The 17,802-nt window shown below is 66.5% G+C and carries 14 protein-coding genes; 4 read left to right on the top strand and 10 right to left on the bottom strand.

Translation table 11 applies throughout. The features are described 5' to 3' along the window. Window positions 1-15: 15 nt before the first annotated feature. From FEZ61_RS18240 to FEZ61_RS18230, 3 genes are all read left to right on the top strand, one after another. A complete protein-coding gene (locus FEZ61_RS18240) occupies window positions 16-948 on the top strand; it encodes a hydrogen peroxide-inducible genes activator (protein WP_007159908.1) in 933 nt (310 codons plus the stop codon). Then, complete coding sequence (recG, locus tag FEZ61_RS18235; protein ID WP_017642345.1) at window positions 945-3,020, top strand: ATP-dependent DNA helicase RecG; 2,076 nt, start codon at window positions 945-947, stop codon at window positions 3,018-3,020. The genes FEZ61_RS18240 and recG overlap by 4 nt, the downstream gene beginning before the upstream one ends. A 75-nt stretch (window positions 3,021-3,095) precedes the next feature. After that, window positions 3,096-4,490, top strand: a complete 1,395-nt coding sequence (locus tag FEZ61_RS18230) for an aminoacyl-tRNA deacylase and HDOD domain-containing protein (RefSeq protein ID WP_026083994.1) — start codon at window positions 3,096-3,098, stop codon at window positions 4,488-4,490. Window positions 4,491-4,587: 97 nt separating this feature from the next. On the opposite strand, the gene rpmG is transcribed toward FEZ61_RS18230, so the two are convergent. Both rpmG and rpmB read right to left on the bottom strand, forming a co-directional pair. Further along, on the bottom strand, window positions 4,588-4,743 hold the full coding sequence (rpmG, locus tag FEZ61_RS18225) for a 50S ribosomal protein L33 (RefSeq protein ID WP_007159904.1): 156 nt from the start codon (window positions 4,741-4,743) through the stop codon (window positions 4,588-4,590). An 11-nt stretch (window positions 4,744-4,754) separates the two neighbouring features. Further along, complete coding sequence (gene rpmB, locus FEZ61_RS18220) at window positions 4,755-4,991, bottom strand: 50S ribosomal protein L28 (protein ID WP_007159903.1); 237 nt, start codon at window positions 4,989-4,991, stop codon at window positions 4,755-4,757. A 391-nt stretch (window positions 4,992-5,382) separates the two neighbouring features. Here rpmB and FEZ61_RS18215 point away from each other — a divergent pair, with 391 nt between their 5' ends. Beyond that, the gene (locus FEZ61_RS18215) at window positions 5,383-6,960 is read left to right on the top strand and encodes an ABC transporter substrate-binding protein (protein WP_017642341.1); all 1,578 of its coding nucleotides are present in this window, start codon (window positions 5,383-5,385) and stop codon (window positions 6,958-6,960) included. A gap of 38 nt (window positions 6,961-6,998) precedes the next feature. Here the strand turns inward: FEZ61_RS18215 and FEZ61_RS18210 are convergent, their stop codons facing one another. The 8 genes from FEZ61_RS18210 to FEZ61_RS18175 all read right to left on the bottom strand — a co-directional run bounded on the left by FEZ61_RS18210 (window position 6,999) and on the right by FEZ61_RS18175 (window position 17,762). Beyond that, complete coding sequence (locus FEZ61_RS18210; protein ID WP_093255117.1) at window positions 6,999-7,328, bottom strand: Na+/H+ antiporter subunit G; 330 nt, start codon at window positions 7,326-7,328, stop codon at window positions 6,999-7,001. A 14-nt stretch (window positions 7,329-7,342) separates the two neighbouring features. After that, window positions 7,343-7,612, bottom strand: a complete 270-nt coding sequence (locus FEZ61_RS18205; RefSeq protein WP_007159900.1) for a K+/H+ antiporter subunit F — start codon at window positions 7,610-7,612, stop codon at window positions 7,343-7,345. After that, complete coding sequence (locus tag FEZ61_RS18200; RefSeq protein WP_026083993.1) at window positions 7,597-8,094, bottom strand: Na+/H+ antiporter subunit E; 498 nt, start codon at window positions 8,092-8,094, stop codon at window positions 7,597-7,599. The genes FEZ61_RS18205 and FEZ61_RS18200 overlap by 16 nt, the downstream gene beginning before the upstream one ends. After that, the gene (locus FEZ61_RS18195; RefSeq protein WP_173149837.1) at window positions 8,091-9,590 is read right to left on the bottom strand and encodes a monovalent cation/H+ antiporter subunit D; all 1,500 of its coding nucleotides are present in this window, start codon (window positions 9,588-9,590) and stop codon (window positions 8,091-8,093) included. Before FEZ61_RS18195 ends, FEZ61_RS18200 begins: the two co-directional genes overlap by 4 nt. Then, the gene (locus tag FEZ61_RS18190; protein ID WP_017642337.1) at window positions 9,587-9,916 is read right to left on the bottom strand and encodes a Na+/H+ antiporter subunit C; all 330 of its coding nucleotides are present in this window, start codon (window positions 9,914-9,916) and stop codon (window positions 9,587-9,589) included. The genes FEZ61_RS18195 and FEZ61_RS18190 overlap by 4 nt, the downstream gene beginning before the upstream one ends. A gap of 1 nt (window position 9,917) precedes the next feature. After that, entirely contained in the window at window positions 9,918-12,725 is a 2,808-nt protein-coding gene (locus tag FEZ61_RS18185; protein WP_173149835.1) for a monovalent cation/H+ antiporter subunit A, read from the bottom strand. Window positions 12,726-13,155: 430 nt separating this feature from the next. Further along, window positions 13,156-14,589 (bottom strand): TolC family protein, encoded by a 1,434-nt coding sequence (locus FEZ61_RS18180; protein ID WP_173149833.1) that lies wholly within the window; start codon window positions 14,587-14,589, stop codon window positions 13,156-13,158. After that, window positions 14,586-17,762, bottom strand: a complete 3,177-nt coding sequence (locus FEZ61_RS18175; protein WP_173149831.1) for an efflux RND transporter permease subunit — start codon at window positions 17,760-17,762, stop codon at window positions 14,586-14,588. Before FEZ61_RS18175 ends, FEZ61_RS18180 begins: the two co-directional genes overlap by 4 nt. Window positions 17,763-17,802 lie beyond the last annotated feature (40 nt).

The following is a 17,802-nucleotide window of genomic DNA, read 5'->3' as shown; positions in this document are numbered from 1 at the left end:
CCATGGAATTTGACTATGACCCTGACTGAACTGCGCTATATCGTCACGCTCGCCCAGGAACAGCACTTTGGCCGAGCTGCCGAGCGTTGCCACGTCAGCCAGCCGACCCTGTCGGTCGGCGTCAAGAAGCTCGAGGACGAGCTGGGCATTCTGATCTTCGAGCGCAGCAAGAGTGCCGTGCGCCTCACCCCCACCGGCGAGGGCATCGTCGCCCAGGCGCAGAAGGTGCTGGAGCAGGCCCAGGGCATCCGCGAACTGGCCCAGGCCGGCAAGAACCAGCTCACCGCGCCGCTGAAGATCGGTGCCATCTATACCATCGGGCCCTATCTCTTTCCGCACCTCATCCCGCAACTCAACCGGGTGGCGCCGGAGATGCCGCTGTACATCGAGGAAAACTTCACTCACCTGCTGCGCGACAAGCTGCGCACCGGTGAGCTGGACGCCGTCATCCTCGCCCTGCCGTTCAACGAGCCGGACGTCCTGACCCTGCCGCTGTACGACGAGCCCTTCTACGTGATGATGCCGGCGCGGCACCCCTGGACCAAGCTCAAGGCCATTCCGCAGAACCAGCTCAGCGACAAGAGCCTGCTGCTGCTGGGCGAGGGTCACTGCTTCCGCGACCAGGTCCTGGAAGCCTGTCCGACCGTGCGCAAGCACGAGGAAAACAAGAATTCCACGGTGGAATCCTCCTCGCTGGAAACCATTCGCCACATGGTGGCCTCGGGTCTGGGCGTCTCGGTGCTGCCGTTCTCGGCGGTGGAGAGTCACCACTATGCCCCCGGGATCATCGAGGTACGGCCTTTCGAGCGGCCGGTGCCCTATCGCACCGTGGCCATCGCCTGGCGCGCCAGCTTTCCGCGGCCCAAGGCCATCGAGGTGCTGGCCGACTCGGTCCGCCTCTGCTCGGTGGCGCGGCCTGAAGCCAAGGGCGTCGTGCAGCCGGCATGAGTGAACTGGCCGCGACGCCGGTCACCGCCCTCAAGGGGGTCGGCGCCGCCCTGCAGGAAAAGCTCGCGCGGGTCGGTCTGGAAACCTTGCAGGACGTGCTCTTCCACCTGCCGCTGCGCTACCAGGACCGCACCCGCATCGTGCCCATCGGCGCCCTGCGGCCCGGTCAGGACGCGGTGGTGGAGGGCATGGTCGCCTCCGCCGAGGTGCTCATGGGTCGCCGGCGCAGCCTGCTGGTGCGGCTGCAGGACGGCAGCGGCACCCTGTCGCTGAGGTTCTTCCACTTCAGCCAGGCGCAAAAGGACGGGATGGCTCGCGGCACCCTGCTGCGCTGCTATGGCGAGGTGCGTCCCGGTGCTTCCGGCCTGGAGATCTATCACCCCGAATACCGCGCCCAGGACGAGAACGCCCCGGCGCCGGTCGAGCAGACGCTGACGCCCATCTACCCGACCACCGAAGGCCTCACCCAGCTGCGCCTGCGCCAGCTCAGCGCCCAGACGCTGGAACGGCTCGGGCCCGAATCCCTGCCCGACTGGCTGCCGCCGGAGATGGCCGAGCACTATCGCCTGGGGCCGCTGGCCGATGCCTTGCGCTATCTGCACCGACCGCCGCCGGATGCGGACCTGGAAGAACTGGCCGAAGGTCGCCACTGGGCCCAGGAACGGCTGGTCTTCGAAGAATTGCTGACCCACCAGCTGTCCCTGCAGCGCCTGCGCGAAACCCTGCGCGCCCAGCGCGCGGTGCCCCTGCCGGCGGCCCGGCGCCTGCCACAGCTTTATCTGGACAACCTCGGCTTCAAACCCACCGGTGCCCAGCAGCGCGTCGGGCGCGAGATCGCCCATGACCTAGCCCAGCCCGAGCCCATGCTGCGCCTGGTGCAGGGCGACGTGGGCGCGGGCAAGACGGTGGTCGCCGCCCTGGCCGCCCTGCAGGCCATCGAGGCCGGCTACCAGGTGGCGCTGATGGCGCCCACCGAGATCCTCGCCGAGCAGCACTTCCTCAACTTCCAGCGCTGGTTCGCCGCTCTGGACATCGAGGTGGCCTGGCTGGCCGGCAAGCTCAAGGGCAAGGCCCGTGCCAGCTCCCTGGAGCGCATCGCCGCCGGGGCACCCATGGTGGTGGGCACCCATGCGCTGTTCCAGGACGAGGTACGCTTCGCCCGCCTGGCCCTGGTGGTGATCGACGAACAGCACCGCTTCGGCGTGCAGCAGCGCCTGGCCCTGCGCCAGAAGGGCGTCGACGGCCGTCTCGCGCCGCACCAGCTGATCATGACCGCCACCCCCATCCCGCGCACCCTGGCCATGAGCGCCTATGCCGACCTGGACACCTCGGTGCTCGACGAGCTGCCGCCGGGGCGGACGCCGGTCAATACCGTGAGCGTCACCGACAGTCGCCGCGAGGAAGTGGTGGAGCGGGTGCGCGCCGCCTGCCACGAAGGCCGTCAGGCCTACTGGGTCTGCACCCTGATCGAGGAATCCGAGGAGCTCACCTGCCAGGCGGCTGAGACCACCTACGAGGAATTGCAGCTGGCCCTGGCTGAATTGCACGTCGGCTTGATCCACGGGCGCATGAAGCCAGCGGAAAAGGCCGCGGTGATGGCCGAGTTCAAGGCCGGCAACCTGCAGCTGCTGGTGGCCACCACGGTGATCGAGGTGGGGGTGGACGTGCCCAACGCCAGTCTGATGATCATCGAGAATCCCGAACGCCTGGGTCTGGCCCAGTTGCACCAGCTGCGTGGCCGCGTCGGGCGGGGCAGTGCGGTCAGCCATTGCGTGCTGCTGTTCCATCCGCCGCTGTCGCAGATCGGCCGCGAACGCCTGGCCATCATGCGCGAGACCAACGACGGCTTCATCATCGCCGAGAAGGACCTGGAGTTGCGGGGGCCCGGCGAGATGCTCGGCACGCGCCAGACCGGCCTGCTGCAATTCAAGGTGGCCGATCTGATGCGCGATGCCCACTGGCTGCCGGCGGTACGCGACGCCGCCCAGGAGCTGCTGGCACGCTGGCCAAGCCATGCCGCTCCGCTGCTGGAGCGCTGGTTGCGCCATGGGCAGCAATACGGCCAGGTTTGACAAAGCTTATACAGACGACGCTACCTACGGAGCCGAATGGTTATACTCCAAGGCGTACGTGAGGAAGAAAATGCCATGACCGATGTAGCGCTCGCTTCGCCCCTCCCTGAGGTCCCTCCTTCGATCCAGCAGTTGCTCGCCCAGTTGAACCTGGCCTATCGGCCGGTCCCGGCGACGACGCGTCAGCCGCAGGCGAACCGGGTGCACACGGTGCTCTTGAGCGACAGCGTCGGCATGCTGCTGGTGCTGTTGCCCGAGAATCAGCTGCTGGACCTGCGCCGGCTGGTGGAATTCACCGGGCGGCAACTGGCGGTGGTGGCGCCGGAGCGGCTGATGCGGACCCTGGAGCGCTACGAATTGGACGTCCTGCCAGGGTTGCCGTCGCTGACCAATTCCCCCTGCCTGTATGACGAGCGCCTGCTGGAGGCACCGCGCCTGCTGTTGGAATCCGGTGAGCGCTCGCTACTGTTGGAAGTGGAAACATCTGACTATCGCTGTCTGCTGAGTCAGGCGACCGCGGGCAGCTTCGGCATCCCGGCGGCCGGTATCCAGCCGAATCTGCGGCAACCGGAGCGAGACGAAGCGGAAATCCTCCATGCCGCCACCGCCTTTACCGCGCGGCGCATCCGCCAGCGTCTGGAAGAGACCCTGGAGATTCCGCCCCTGTCCAAGACCGCGGAAAAGGTCATCAAGCTGCGCGTCGATCCCGAGGCCACGGTGGACGATCTGGCCAATGTGGTGGAGACCGATCCGGCCCTGGCGGCCCAGGTGATCAGCTGGGCGGCTTCGCCCTACTATGCCGCGCCCGGCAAGATCCGCTCGGTGGAAGACGCCATCGTGCGGGTGCTGGGTTTTGACCTGGTGATCAACCTGGCCCTCGGTCTTGCCCTGGGCAAGACCCTGAGCCTGCCCAGCGACCAGGCCCAGCAGGAAACGCCCTACTGGAAACAGGCTATCTACACTGCTGCCCTGATCGAGGGCCTGGCGCGCGCCATGCCGCGCGCGGAGCGGCCGGAAATGGGCCTGGCCTACCTGGGCGGCCTGCTGCACAACTTCGGCTACCTGGTGCTGGCCCATGTCTTTCCGCCGCACTTCTCGCTGATCTGCCGCCACCTGGAGGCCAACCGCCAGCTGGATCACCAGGTCATCGAGCATCACCTGCTGGGCATCACCCGCGAGCAGATCGGCGCGGCCCTGATGCGCTGCTGGGAGATGCCCGAAGAGGTGGTGACGGCGCTGCGCTTCCAGGGCGACCCGGCCTACCAGGGCGAGCAGGCGGTCTATCCCAACCTGATCTTTCTCGCGGTGCAGCTGCTGCGCGGCGAAGGCATCGGCAACGGCCCCGCGCAGGCCATTCCTGAGGATCTCTATGCGCGGCTGAACATAGATCCGGCCAAGGCGCGGGAGTGCATGCAGAAGATCCTCGGTGCTGAGGCCGCCCTGCGCGAGCTGACCGGCCAGTTCAAGTGACCGTCTGGCTGGCCTCCGGCGCTCCAGGCGCCTGAGCCGCAAACGCCAGGCAACAAAAAACCCGCCGAGGCGGGTTTCTTGTTCAAGGGGCGACCAATTACTTGATCTTGCCTTCCTTGTACATGACATGCTTGCGCACGACCGGATCGAATTTCTTGATTTCGATCTTTTCGGGCTTGGTGCGCTTGTTCTTGTCAGTGGTGTAGAAGTGACCGGTGCCGGCACTGGAAATCAAACGGATCAATTCACGCATGACGAATCCCCTTAGAATTTTTCGCCGCGGCTACGCAGCTCGGACAGTACGGTTTCGATACCGCGCTTGTCGATGATACGCATGCCCTTGGCAGAAACGCGCAGACGCACGAAGCGCTTCTCGGATTCTACCCAGAAACGGTGATGCTGCAGATTCGGCAGGAAACGACGACGGGTTTTGTTGTTAGCGTGGGAAACGTTGTTCCCAGTAATCGGACCCTTACCGGTTACTTGGCAAACTCTCGACATGGCTCAGCCCTCATAAACCTCATGCCAAACCCGGCATGGGTTGGCCGCTTGTAACTGTATTGATTCCTGTTTTGACGGGGAGAGCCGGCAAACGCCGGGGACCTGAAGCGGCCATACCCCGAAAAAAGAGCGCTGTTTTATACCAGAAGCACCCAGGGATAACAAGGTAGGGCGACGGATGAAATGCCTACGGACCGGCCGCCGTGTGGGCCTGGCCGGAATGTCAACCGTTCGTCGGTGAGAAGCATTGTGACGGACGGACGGGTGGTCTAGTTTAGAGCGCGTGCCACACTCAATCCACGTCCGCCAGACGGCCGCCCACAGCGCCCTGTCAGCCGCTGCCCGCTAAGCGCGTGTCGTCTGCCCACCTCGGATCTACAAGGAATCGTTCATGCGTTTCGCCGCCTTGCCTCTGCTCTTCGCGCCCCTGCTGGCTCAGGCCGCCACGCTCAGCGTCTGCACCGAAGCCAGTCCGGATGGATTCGACGTGGTGCAATACAACTCCCTGACCACCACCAACGCCTCGGCCGATGTGCTGATGAACCGGCTGGTGGAATACGACGCCAGCGAAGCCAAGCTGGTGCCGAGCCTGGCGCAGAGCTGGACGATCTCCACGGACGGCCTGACCTACGACTTCGCCCTGCGCCCGGACGTGAAGTTTCACCAGACCGACTACTTCACCCCCAGCCGTACCCTGACGGCCGACGACGTGGTGTTCAGCTTCCAGCGCATGCTGGACAAGGATCATCCCTGGCACGCGGTGGCCAAGAGCGGCTATCCCCATGCCCAGTCGATGCAGTGGCCCAAGCTGATCAAGCGCGTGGAAAAGACCAGCGACCTCGGCGTGCGCATCGTGCTCAACAGCCCGGACGCCACCTTCCTGCCGACCCTGAGCATGGGCTTCGCCTCCATCTATTCCGCCGAATACGCCGCTCAGCTGCTCAAGGCCGGCAAGACCGCCCAGCTCAACGACGAGCCCATCGGTACCGGTCCCTTCGTCTTCAAGCGCTATCAGAAGGATGCCGTGGTGCGTTACGCCGCCAATCCGGACTACTTCGCCGGCAAGCCCAAGCTGGATGGCCTGATCTATGCCATCACCCCCGACTCGGCGGTGCGCCTGCAGCGACTCAAGCGCGGCGAATGCCAGATCGCCCTGTCACCCAAGCCCCAGGATCTGCAGAGCGCCCATGAGGACAAGAGCCTGCAGGTGCTGCAGACGCCGGCCTTCATGACCGCCTTCGTGGGTATCAACACCACCCATCCGCCGCTGGACAACATCAAGGTGCGCCAGGCCATCAACCTGGCCTTCGACAAGCAGAGCTATCTGAAGGCGGTGTTCCAGGACACCGCGGTGGCGGCGGACAATGTCTATCCACCCACCACCTGGGGCTACGCCAAGGACGTGCCGGCCTATCCCTATGACCCGGCCAGGGCCAAGGCCTTGCTGGCCCAGGCGGGGCTGAAGGATGGCTTCAAGACCACCATCTGGACGCGCCCCAGCGGCAGCCTGCTCAATCCCAATCCGCAGTTGGGTGCCCAGATGCTGCAGGCCGACCTGAAGAAGATCGGCGTCGATGCCCAGATCCAGGTGATCGAATGGGGCGAATTGATCCGCCGCGCCAAGACCGGCGAACACGATCTGCTGTTCATGGGCTGGGCTGGCGACAATGGCGACCCGGACAACTACCTGACACCGCAATTCTCCTGCGCCTCGGTGCAGTCGGGGCTGAACTTCGCCCGTTATTGCGACAAGACCCTGGATGGCGCCATCAGCAAGGGCAAGACCCTGTCCGACCAGATGGCCCGGGCCACGGTGTACCACCAGGCGCAGCGCATCATCCACGACCAGGCGCTGTGGCTACCGCTGGCTCATCCGACGGTAACGGTGCTGGCCAAGAACGGCGTCGAGGGCTATCAGCCCAATCCCTTCGGGCGGCAGGACTTCAGCAAGGTCAGCGGCGGTCGCTAAAACCGCTTTTGGCGAGCGGTGCGAGGTGCGCGGTCAGCCTAGCGCCAGGGCTGGCCGTCGGTGCGCTCCACCTGCTTGACCTTCTGCTGGATGGCGGCGCGCGCCAGCATATGGGCGCTGACCGGCGCGGTGATGAAGATGAACAGGGCGATCAGCAACTCGTGCAGGCTGAGACCTTCGCCCTGGCTGCTGAAGAACAGCATCGAGGCGATGATGGTGCTGCCCACGCCCAGGGTGGTGGCCTTGGTCGGACCGTGCAGGCGCATGAAGAAGTCCGGCAGCCGGTACAGGCCGATGGCGCCGATGAGGGCGAAGCTGCTGCCGATGAGCAGCAGGGCGCAGATCAGGAGTTCGAGCCAGAAGGGCATGGGGTAGCTCCCTGTTAATCGATGATTTCGCCATGCAGCATATGCTTGCCCAGCGCCACGGTGCCGACGAAACCGGTTACGGCGATGAGCAGCGAGGCTTCGAAGAAGACGTCGGTGGCCAGCCAGATACCGAACAGGATGATGATCGCCAGGACGTTGATGTAGAGGGTATCCAGGGCCAGCACCCGATCCGGGATGTCCGGTCCCTTCACCAGGCGATAGACGTTGAGCACGGCGGCCACGCCCATCATCCCCATGCACAGCAGGGTCACGTAGGTGAGCATTCGAAGATCTCCTTGAGCGGGGCTTCATAGCGCGTCTTGACCTGATGGATCACCGCGTCCTTGTCCGCGACATCGAGACCATGCAGCAGCAGGGTCTTGCGATCACCGCTGAGGCCGGAGGAAACGGTGCCGGGGGTGAGGGATACCACGCAGGCCAGCAGGGTGAGCAGGAATTCGTCCTCGATGTCGATGGGCACCTCGATGAACGCCGGCTTGAGCGCCTCGGTCCGGCCCAGCACCAGGCGGGCGACGTGCAGGTTGGCGACGATGATGTCGTATACCACCATCAGCATGTAGCGCAGCAGGAGGACCGGGCGGCGCAGCCGGGGCGCGTGCAGCAGGAAGTCCTGGCACAGCAGCGGGATGCCCCAGCCAAGCAGCAGACCCAGCAGCAGCTGGCCCAGACTCAGGCTGTTGTTGAGCAGCAGCCAGGTCAGGGTCAGCAACCCGGTGAGCAGTGGGTGCGGTAGCCAGCGTTTCATGGGCCAACCCCCCGGACGATGTCGAAGTAGGGTGTGACGTCCAGCAATTGCCGGGCGGTTTCCAAGGCGTAGCCGTGCAGCGGCGCGGCCAGCGCCATCAGCAGCGGGCTGCCCAGCAGCAGGCCGAGGGTGGCGACGAGCTGGACCGGATCGAGGCGGACGTCCAGGGCGGCGCTGTTGCCGCGCCAGAACAGCGTGGTGCCGGCGCGGGACAGGGCGATGATCATGCCCAGGCCGCCCAGCAGCACCACCGGCCAGATGATCAATGCCGGCCAGGCGGTGCCGGTAGCCTGCAAGAGCATCACCTTGCCGAGAAAGCCGGGGAAGGGCGGCAGGCCGGCGACGGATACCGCACCGAGAAAGAACAGGCCGCCGAGCAGTCGTGGGTGAGCCAGCTGCGGACCGCTGTTGAGGGTATCGCCCTGCGCCCCGCGCTGCTGGGCGATGAGATCCGCCAGCAGGAACAGGGCACCGGCGATCCAGGTGCTGTGCACCAGGTAGAAGAAGCTGGCGGCCAGGCCCGCGACGCTGCCCAGGGCCACGCCGGTCAGCAGCATCCCTACCGAGATGACCACCAGGTAGCCAAGCAGGGCCTTGAGGTGATGGGCCGCCAGGGCGCCGAACACCCCGGCCGCCAGGGTGACCGCCGCCAGCGGCCAGAGCCAGGGCAGGACATAGTGGGCCAGGGGTCCGGCGGCCGTGCCGAATACCAGCAGGAAGACGCGGACGATGGCGTAGAGCCCGACCTTGGTCATGATGGCGAACAGCGCCGCGACCGGGGCGCTGGCGGCGGAATAAGCACTGGGCAGCCAGAAGTACAGCGGCAGGATGGCGCCCTTGAGACCAAAGACCACCAGCAGCAGAAAGCCCGCGGCGGCCAGCAGCGGTGCCTGTTCGGGATCGGCGTTGGCGACCCGGAGGCCGAGGTCGGCCATGTTCAGGGTGCCGAGCAGGCCATAGAGCAGGCCGATGCCGATCAGGAACAGCGCCGAGCCCACCAGGTTGAGCACCACGTAGTGCAGGCCGGCGCGGACCCGGGCGGGGCCGGCGCCATGCACCAGCAGGGCATAGGAGGCGATCAGCAGGATCTCGAAGAAGACGAAGAGGTTGAACAGGTCGCCGGTGAGAAAGGCGCCATTGATGCCCAGCAGCTGGAACTGGAACAGCGCATGGAAATCCGGGCCACGCTTGTCGTCGCCGCGGCAGGCATAGAGCGCCGCCCCGGCGGCCAGCACCGCCACGCTGACCAGCATCAGCGCGGCCAGGCGATCCAGCAGCAGGACGATGCCGAAGGGCGCCGGCCAGTCGCCCAGGGCATAGACCTCCAGCTGACCGCTGTTGGCTCGCTGCAGGAGCAGCAGTGCCAGCGGCAGCAGGGTCCAGGTGGCCAGCAGCGACAGCCCGCGCGCGGTGCTGGCGGACAGCCGCGGACGCATGAGCAGGAAGGCGCCCATGAACAGCGGTACGAGAATCGGCAGGATGATCAAGTGCTTCATCGGCGCGGCTCCTCGCCATCCACGTGGTCGGTACGCAACTCGCCGAGGGCGCGCAGCGACAGGGCCACCACGAAGGCGGTCATGGCGAAGCCGATGACGATGGCGGTGAGCACCAGCGCCTGGGGCACCGGATCGGCTTGCTCGGCGGCCTTGCCGATCACCGCCGGCACGCCGGTGCGCAGGCGGCCCATGGCGAACAGGAAGAGATTGACCGCGTAGGAGAGCAGGGTGAGGCCGAGCACCACCGGATAGAGGCGCGCCCGGAGCAGCAGGTAGACGCCGCTGGCGGTGAGGACCCCAAGGGCCGTGCAGAACAGGATTTCCATGTTAGAGCACCTCCTGGCTGGAGCCGTCCTTGTCCGTCTCGTCCCGGCTGACATGGCCGAGGTTGGAGAGGATCAGGAGGGTGGCGCCGACGACGGCGAGGTAGACGCCGAGATCGAAGATCAGGGCGGTGGCCAGTTCGGTCTTGCCGATCAGGGGGATGGCGAAGTAGTCGAAGGCGGTGGTGAGGAAGGGGTGACCGAAGGCCAGCGAACCCAGTCCGGTCAGGGCGGCGATCAGCACGCCGAGGCCGCAGATGGCGTGGTAGCTGATCGGCAGGCGCCGCTGGGTCCAGGTCACGCCATGGGCCACGTACTGCAGGATCAGGGCGATGGCGGTGATCAGGCCGGCGATGAAGCCGCCGCCGGGCAGGTTGTGGCCACGCACGAAGATGAAGGCCGATACCAGCAACGCCAGCGGCAGCAGCACTCGCGCCACGTTGTTGAGGATCATCGGGTGGCTGTCGCGCGACCAGGGCGTGCCCTTGGGGTCGACCAGCGGATGCGGCAGGTGCAGGTGCTTGAGCAGGCCGTAGACGCCGGCGGCGGCGATGGCCAGCACGGTGATCTCGCCGAGGGTGTCGAAACCACGGAAGTCCACCAGGATGACGTTGACCACGTTGTAGCCACCACCCCCGGACACCGAGTTAGCCAGGAAGAAGTCGCCGATGCCCTCGTAGGGGCGGGTCAGCACGGCATAGGCCAGCAGCGCCACCAGCAGGCCCAGGCCGCCGGCCAGCAGGACGTCGCGCAGGCCGCGCAGGCTGCTGGATTCGATGGGGGTGCGATCCGGCATGAAGAACAGCGCCAGCACCAGCAGGATGACCGTCACCACCTCCACCGACAGCTGGGTCAGGGCCAGGTCCGGAGCCGAGTAGCGGGCGAACAGCAGCGAGACGATCAGGCCCACGGTGCTCAGGGTCATCAAGGCCTTGAGCCGGTTGCGGTGGAAGAACACCGTCAGCACCGCGGTCAGCATCAGGATGCCCAGGCCCAGGGCGGTGAGCGGATCGAAGGGCGACAGCGCGACCGGACCGTGGAGGCTGTCCAGCCCCGACAGTGCCGCCACCAGCAGCACCAGGGTGGCCGCCAGCATCAGCGCGATGTAGCCCTGCAGCGAGCCGCTTTCCAGGCGCCCGGTGAGCCGCTGGGCGAAGCCGATCAGCCGGTTCAGGCTCTGCTCGAAGACCAGGCGGGCGTCGACGTCGGGCAGTCCCTCCTGCCAGCGGAACAGGGGCTGGCGGAAGGCATAGACCAGTACGCCGCCGACCATGGCCAGGATGCTCATCACCAGGGCGGTGTTGAAGCCGTGCCAGATGGCCAGGCTGTAGTCGGGCAGGCTGCCGCCAAGGGCGGCGCTGGCACCTGCGGCCAGCAGCGGCGCCACGGTGTAGCCCGGTACTACGCCCACCAGCAGGCAGAGCAGCACCAGGATCTCCACCGGGATCTTCATGTAGCGCGGCGGTTCATGAGGCGGGTAGTGGGGCAGGTCGCGTGGCTCGCCGTTGAAGAAGACGTCGTGGATGAAGCGCAGCGAATAGGCCACCGAGAAGACCCCGTAGAGCACCGCCACCGCCGGCACGACCCAGCTGAAGCTGCCGAACAGGCCGTGATTGAGGGTCTCGTTGAAGAACATCTCCTTGCTCAGGAAGCCGTTGAGCAGGGGCACCCCGCCCATGGCCGCGGCGGCGACCATGGCCAGCACCGCGGTATGCGGCATGTAGCGCCAGAGCCCGGCCAGGCGGCGCATGTCGCGGCTGCCGGTCTCGTGGTCGATGATGCCGGCGGCCATGAACAGCGAGGCCTTGAAGGTGGCGTGGTTGAGGATGTGGAACACCGCCGCCACGGTGGACAGCTGGGTGTCGAGGCCGAACAGCAGGGTGATCAGGCCGAGATGGCTGATGGTGGAGTAGGCCAGCAGGCCTTTGAGGTCGTGCTGGAACAGCGCCAGGATGGCGCCCACCACCAGGGTGGTGAGGCCGGTGAGGGTGACGATGTAGAACCACCACTCCGAATCGGCCAACGCCGGATAGAGCCGCGCCAGCAGGAAGACCCCGGCCTTGACCATGGTCGCCGAGTGCAGATAGGCCGATACCGGCGTCGGCGCGGCCATGGCCTGGGGCAGCCAGAAGTGGAAGGGAAATTGCGCGGACTTGGTGAAGACGCCCAGCAGCACCAGGATCAGCGCCAGCGGATAGAGGGCATGGCCGGTGATCAGCGGGCCGGCGGCGAGCACGTCGGTCAACTCGAAGCTGCCGACGATATGGCCGATCAAGAGGATGCCGGCGAGCAGGGCCAGGCCGCCGCCGCCGGTGACGGTCAGGGCCATGCGCGCGCCCTGGCGGGCTTCCTTGCTGTGGCTCCAGAAGCCGATCAGCAGAAAGGACGACAGGCTGGTCAGCTCCCAGAACACCATCAGCAGCAGCAGGTTTTCCGCCAGCACCACGCCCAGCATGGCGCCCATGAACAGCAGCAGGTAGGCGAAGAAGCGGCCGACCGACTCGTCCTTGCCCAGGTAATAGGTGGCATAGAGGATCACCAGCAGGCCCATGACCAGGATCATCAGGGCGAACATCAGGCCCAGGCCGTCCAGGCGCAGGCTGAGGTTCAGGCCCAGGGCCGGCAGCCAGTCCAGTCGCTGCAGCAGCACGGCGCCGTCGAGCACGGCCGGCAATTGCGTGGCCAGCAGGGCCAGGGCTACGGCAGGCGCTATGGCGGTACCCAGGGCACAGGCACGCCGCCCGAAGCGATTAGTCGCCAGCGATAGCAGTGTTCCTAGAAAGGGCAACGCGATGATCAGCGCCAATACCATGCCTGCATCCTTTAGCTGAGCGCCTCACGGCGGTGGATAGATGGGGCTCCCTCGAGACCTCGAGCGGCATTCGATGCGTCCACGCAGAGATCGCCAAGACGGCGAGAGGTGTCGGAATCGATCTTCGAGTTTCGTACAAGAACCGAAGGTTTAATAACCTAAGGTGATAATAAAAGAGAGACCACAAAATCCTAGCCCTGTCTCCCTTACAAAATATTAGGAAACAGGCACGCCGTGTCCAGCACGGGTCTCAAACACCTGGCAGGCGCTGTGCGGGTGTCACTAAGACCTCTAATACGGGCTTTTGCTCAGATCTGTGCGGAGGAGGGCACCCGGTGCGGCACCCTGGGCGCCGCACCGGGTAGTGCGAAGAAAAAACCCGACACGCCAAAGGAGCAAGAGAACACGCGTGTCGGGGTAAGCGCCAGCGTCAGAGCGCCGGCGCGGGGGAAGCGTTACCCTGGGCGAGACGGGCGGGCTGCACGTCCCAGCCGCCACCCAGGGCCTTGTAGAGGGCGACGATGCCGCGATAGAGCTCGATCTCGCCTTGGGCCTGCTGGTCCTCGGCGGCCAGGCGTTCGCGCTGGGCATCGAGCAGTACCAGGAAGTCGGTGCCGCCTTCGCGGTAGCGGATCTCGGCCTGGTCGGCGGCGGCGCGACTGGCCACCGACTGGCGGATCAGCGCCTGCAGGCGTTCCTGGCGACGGCCATAGTCGCTGAAGGCGTTGGCGCTCTCTTCCAGGGCGGTCAGCACCTGCTGCTCGTAGTTGGCCAGGGCCTCGTCGGAACCGGCACGGGCGCCGCGCAGGCGGGCGCGCACGCTGCCCAGGTCGAAGGCGGCCCAGCTGATGCTCGGGCCGAGGCCCCAGGCGCGGGCGGCACTACTGCCGATCTGCGAGCCGCGTCCGGCGGTGAAGCCGAGAAAGCCCGAGAGGCTGACCCGCGGGAAGAGGTCGGCGGTGGCCACACCCACGTCGGCGGTGGCGGCGGCCAGCCGGCGTTCGGCGGCCGCCACGTCCGGACGGCGGCGCAGCAGTTCGCCGGGATCGCCGATGGGCAGGCGCTTGGCGATGGCCGGCAGGGCCTTGGGTGAGAGATCCACGCTGAGGGCATCCGGGCGCTGGCCGAGCAGGGTGGCGATGCGGTTGCGCGCGCGGGTGGCCTGGGCCTGGAATTCCGGCAGGCTGGCTTCGGTGGCCGCCAGGCGCGCTTCGCTGCGCTGCACGTCCAGGTCGCTGCCCATGCCTTCGTCCCTCAGGGTCACGGTCAGACGCCGGGCCTCGCGCTGGTTACCCAGGTTGTCACGGGCGATGCGTTCGCGCAGCTGGGCGCCGCGCAGGTCGCCATAGGCGTCCACCAGTTCGGCGATCAGACTGACCTGCAGGCCAGCGAGGTCGGAGGCCGCGGCTTCGGCGCGGGCATCGCTGGCTTCCAGGGTATGCCGGACGCGACCGAACAGGTCCAGCTCCCAGGCCATGTCCAGGCCCAGGTCATAGCGCTCGCTGTTGACGCGCTCTTCGGTCAGACCGGGCTGCTGCGCCTTGCCGAGCTGGCTGCTGGCGCGGCTGGTGACCGTGGGGTAGAGATCGTTGGCGTCGTCATCGCGCAGGGCGCGGGCGGCACGCAGCCGGGCGAAGGCGGCGCGCAATTCACGGTTGCCGTCCAGGCTGCTGGCGACCAGGGCGTTGAGGGTCGGGTCCTCGAACTGGCGCCACCAGAGCGTCTCGAAGCGACCCTGGTCATAGACCGCGGATTGCTGACTGGCCTTGAGTTGGGCCGGTGCCGGGGTAGGCGCCTGGTAGTGCGGGCCGACGGCGCAGGCGGAAACCGCCAGCGCCAGCAGCAGGGGAGCGAAAGCCTTCATGCCTGGGCCTCCTGAGCAACGGCGGAACGGGCCTGGCGACGCTCGACGAAGGCGCGCACCAGCACATAGAACAGCGGCGTGAGCAGCAGCCCGAAGAAGGTCACCCCAAGCATCCCGGAGAACACCGCGACGCCCATGGCATGACGCATCTCGGCGCCGGCACCAGTGGAGGTCACTAGGGGCACCACACCCATGATGAAGGCGAAGCTGGTCATCAGGATGGGTCTCAGGCGCAGGCGGCAGGCCTCCAGCACCGCGGCGACGCGGTCCTTACCGGTGGCCTGCTGGTCCTTGGCGAACTCGACGATGAGGATGGCGTTCTTGCACGCCAGGCCCACCAGCACGATCAGGCCGATCTGGGTGAAGATGTTGTTGTCGCTGCCGGCCAGGATCACCCCGGTGATGGCCGAGAGCAGGGTCATGGGCACGATCAGGATCACCGCCAGCGGCAGACTCCAGCTCTCGTACTGGGCGGCCAGTACCAGGAAGGCCAGCAGCACGCAGAGCGGGAAGACCAGCAGGGCGGTATTGCCGGAGAGGATCTGCTGGTAGGTCAGCTCGGTCCATTCGAAGGTCATGCCGTTGGGCAACTCCTGCTTGAGCAGCGCCTCGATGGCCGCCTGGGCCTGGCCGGAGCTGTAGCCCGGGGCCGGCGCGCCGTTGATCTCGGCGGTCAGGAAGCCGTTGTAGTGCATCACCCGGTCAGGCCCCGCGGTATCGCTGATCTTGACGAAGGTGGACAGGGGCACCATCTCGCCGCGGTCGTTGCGCACCTTGAGCTGGCCGATCTGCTCGGGCTCCAGGCGGAAGCGCTGGTCGGCCTGGACGTTGACCTGGAAAGTACGGCCGAAGCGGTTGAAGTCGTTGGCGTAGACCGAGCCCAGGTAGGCCTGCAGGGTGTCGAAGATGGCGTCTATGGGCACCCCGTGGGTCTTGGCTTTCTCGCGATCGATGTGGGCATCAATCTGCGGCACGTTGACCTGGTAGCTGGTGAACAGCGACTCCGGTGCCAGTTGCGGCAACTGCCGCGCCTTGGCCAGCACGCTCTGGGTCTGGGCGTAGAGTTCTTCGTAACCCAGGTTGCCGCGGTCCTCCACCTGCAGGCGGAAGCCGCCGATGCTGCCCAGTCCCTGCACTGGTGGCGGCGGGAAGATGGCGATGATGGATTCCTGGATGGCGGCGAACTCCCCGTTCAGCTGGGCGGCGATGGCGCCGGCCGACAGCGAGGGATCACGGCGCTCCTCGAAGGGCTTCAGGGTCACGAAGACGATGCCGCTGTTGGGGCTGTTGGTGAAGCCGTTGATGGACAGGCCGGGGAAGGCCACGGTGCTTTCCACGCCCGGGTGCTTGAGGGCGATGGCCGACATGCGGCGGATGACCTCTTCGCTGCGATCCAGGGTGGCGGCGTCGGGCAGCTGGGCGAAGGCCACCAGGTACTGCTTGTCCTGGGGCGGCACGAAGCCGGTCGGCGTCTTCACCAGGCCCAGGCCGGTCAGGCCCAGCAGCACCACATAGAGCACCAGCACGATGGAGCCGCCGCGCAGCACCCGGCGCACGGCGCCGACGTAGCCGTGGCTAGCCTTGTCGAAGAAGCGGTTGAAGGGGGCGAACAGCCAGCCGCCGAACAGCCGGTCGAGCAGCCGCGAGAAGCGGTCCTTGGGCGCGTCGTGGCCCTTGAGCAGTACCGCGGCCAGGGCCGGCGACAGGGTCAGGGAGTTGAAGGCCGAGATCACCGTGGAGATGGCGATGGTCAGGGCGAACTGGCGATAGAACTGCCCGGTGAGACCGGAGATGAAGGCGGTCGGCACGAACACCGCGCAGAGCACCAGGGCGGTGGCGATGATCGGACCGGTGACCTCGCCCATGGCGCGCCGGGTGGCGGCCACCGGATCGAGGCCGAGGCCGATGTTCCGCTCGACGTTTTCCACCACCACGATGGCGTCGTCCACCACGATACCGATGGCCAGCACCAGGCCGAACAGCGACAGCGCATTGAGCGAGAAGCCGAAGGCGTGCATCACCGCGAAGGTGCCGATCAGCGACACCGGCACCGCCGCCAGCGGAATGATGGAGGCGCGCCAGGTCTGCAGGAACAGGATCACCACCAGCACCACTAGGATGATGGCTTCGAACAGGGTGTGCACCACGGCCTCGATGGAGCCGCGCACGAAGATGGTCGGGTCGTAGACGATCTCGTAGTCCATGCCCTGGGGGAAGCTCTGCTTGAGCTCGGCCATTTTGGCGCGCACCTGGTTGGACAGGTCGATGGCGTTGCTGCCGGGGCGCTGGAAGATCGGGATGGCCACCGCCGGCTGGTTGTTCAGCAGGGATCTCAGGGCGTACTGGTTGGAGCCCAGTTCGATGCGGGCGATGTCGCGCAGCCGGGTGATCTGGCCGTCGCTGCCGGCGCGCACGATGATGTTGGCGAATTCTTCCTCATCCACCAGGCGGCCCTGGGTGTTGATGGCCAGCTGGAAGCTGGTGCTGCCGGGGGCCGGCGGTGCGCCGAGGGCACCGGCGGCGACCTGACGGTTCTGCTCGCGGATGGCGGTGACCACGTCGCTGGCGGTCAGGCCGCGCGAGGCCACCTTGTCCGGATCGAGCCAGACGCGCAGGGAATAGTCGCCCATGCCGAACAGCTGGACATCGCCCACGCCGTCCAGTCGCGCCAGTTCGTCCTTGACGTTGATCAGGGCGTAGTTGGACAGATAGAGCATGTCGTAGCGCTGATCCGGCGAGGTCAGGTGCACCACCATTGCCAGGTCCGGCGAGGCCTTGTCGGCGGTCACGCCGAGGCGCTGCACCTCTTCCGGCAGCTTGGGCAGGGTGCGGGTGACGCGGTTCTGCACCTGCACCTGGGCGGTATCCAGGTTGGTGCCCAGGGCGAAGGTGATGGTCAGGGTCAGCTTGCCGTCGGCGGTCGACTGGGACGACAGGTAGAGCATGTGCTCCACGCCGTTCATGGCCTGCTCCAGAGGCGCGGCGACGGTCTCGCCGATCACCTTGGGGTTGGCGCCGGGGAAGGTGGCACGCACCACCACGGTGGGCGGGACTACCTCGGGGTATTCGCTGATCGGCAGCTGGAACAGAGAGATGGCCCCGCCGATCAGGATGATCAGCGAGAGCACGGCGGCGAAGATCGGCCGGCGGATGAAGAACTGGGAGAAGTTCATCGGAGCAGTCCTTGAGCGAAAGGCGTGCAGAGGCGCAGCC

This window comes from Pseudomonas sp. MS15a(2019) (genome assembly GCF_013277805.1).
In the GTDB taxonomy this organism is placed as follows: Bacteria; Pseudomonadota; Gammaproteobacteria; order Pseudomonadales; family Pseudomonadaceae; genus Chryseomonas; species Chryseomonas benzopyrenica.
The sequence above is the reverse complement of the archived record's forward strand: the minus strand, read 5'-3'. Positions and strand labels throughout refer to the sequence as shown.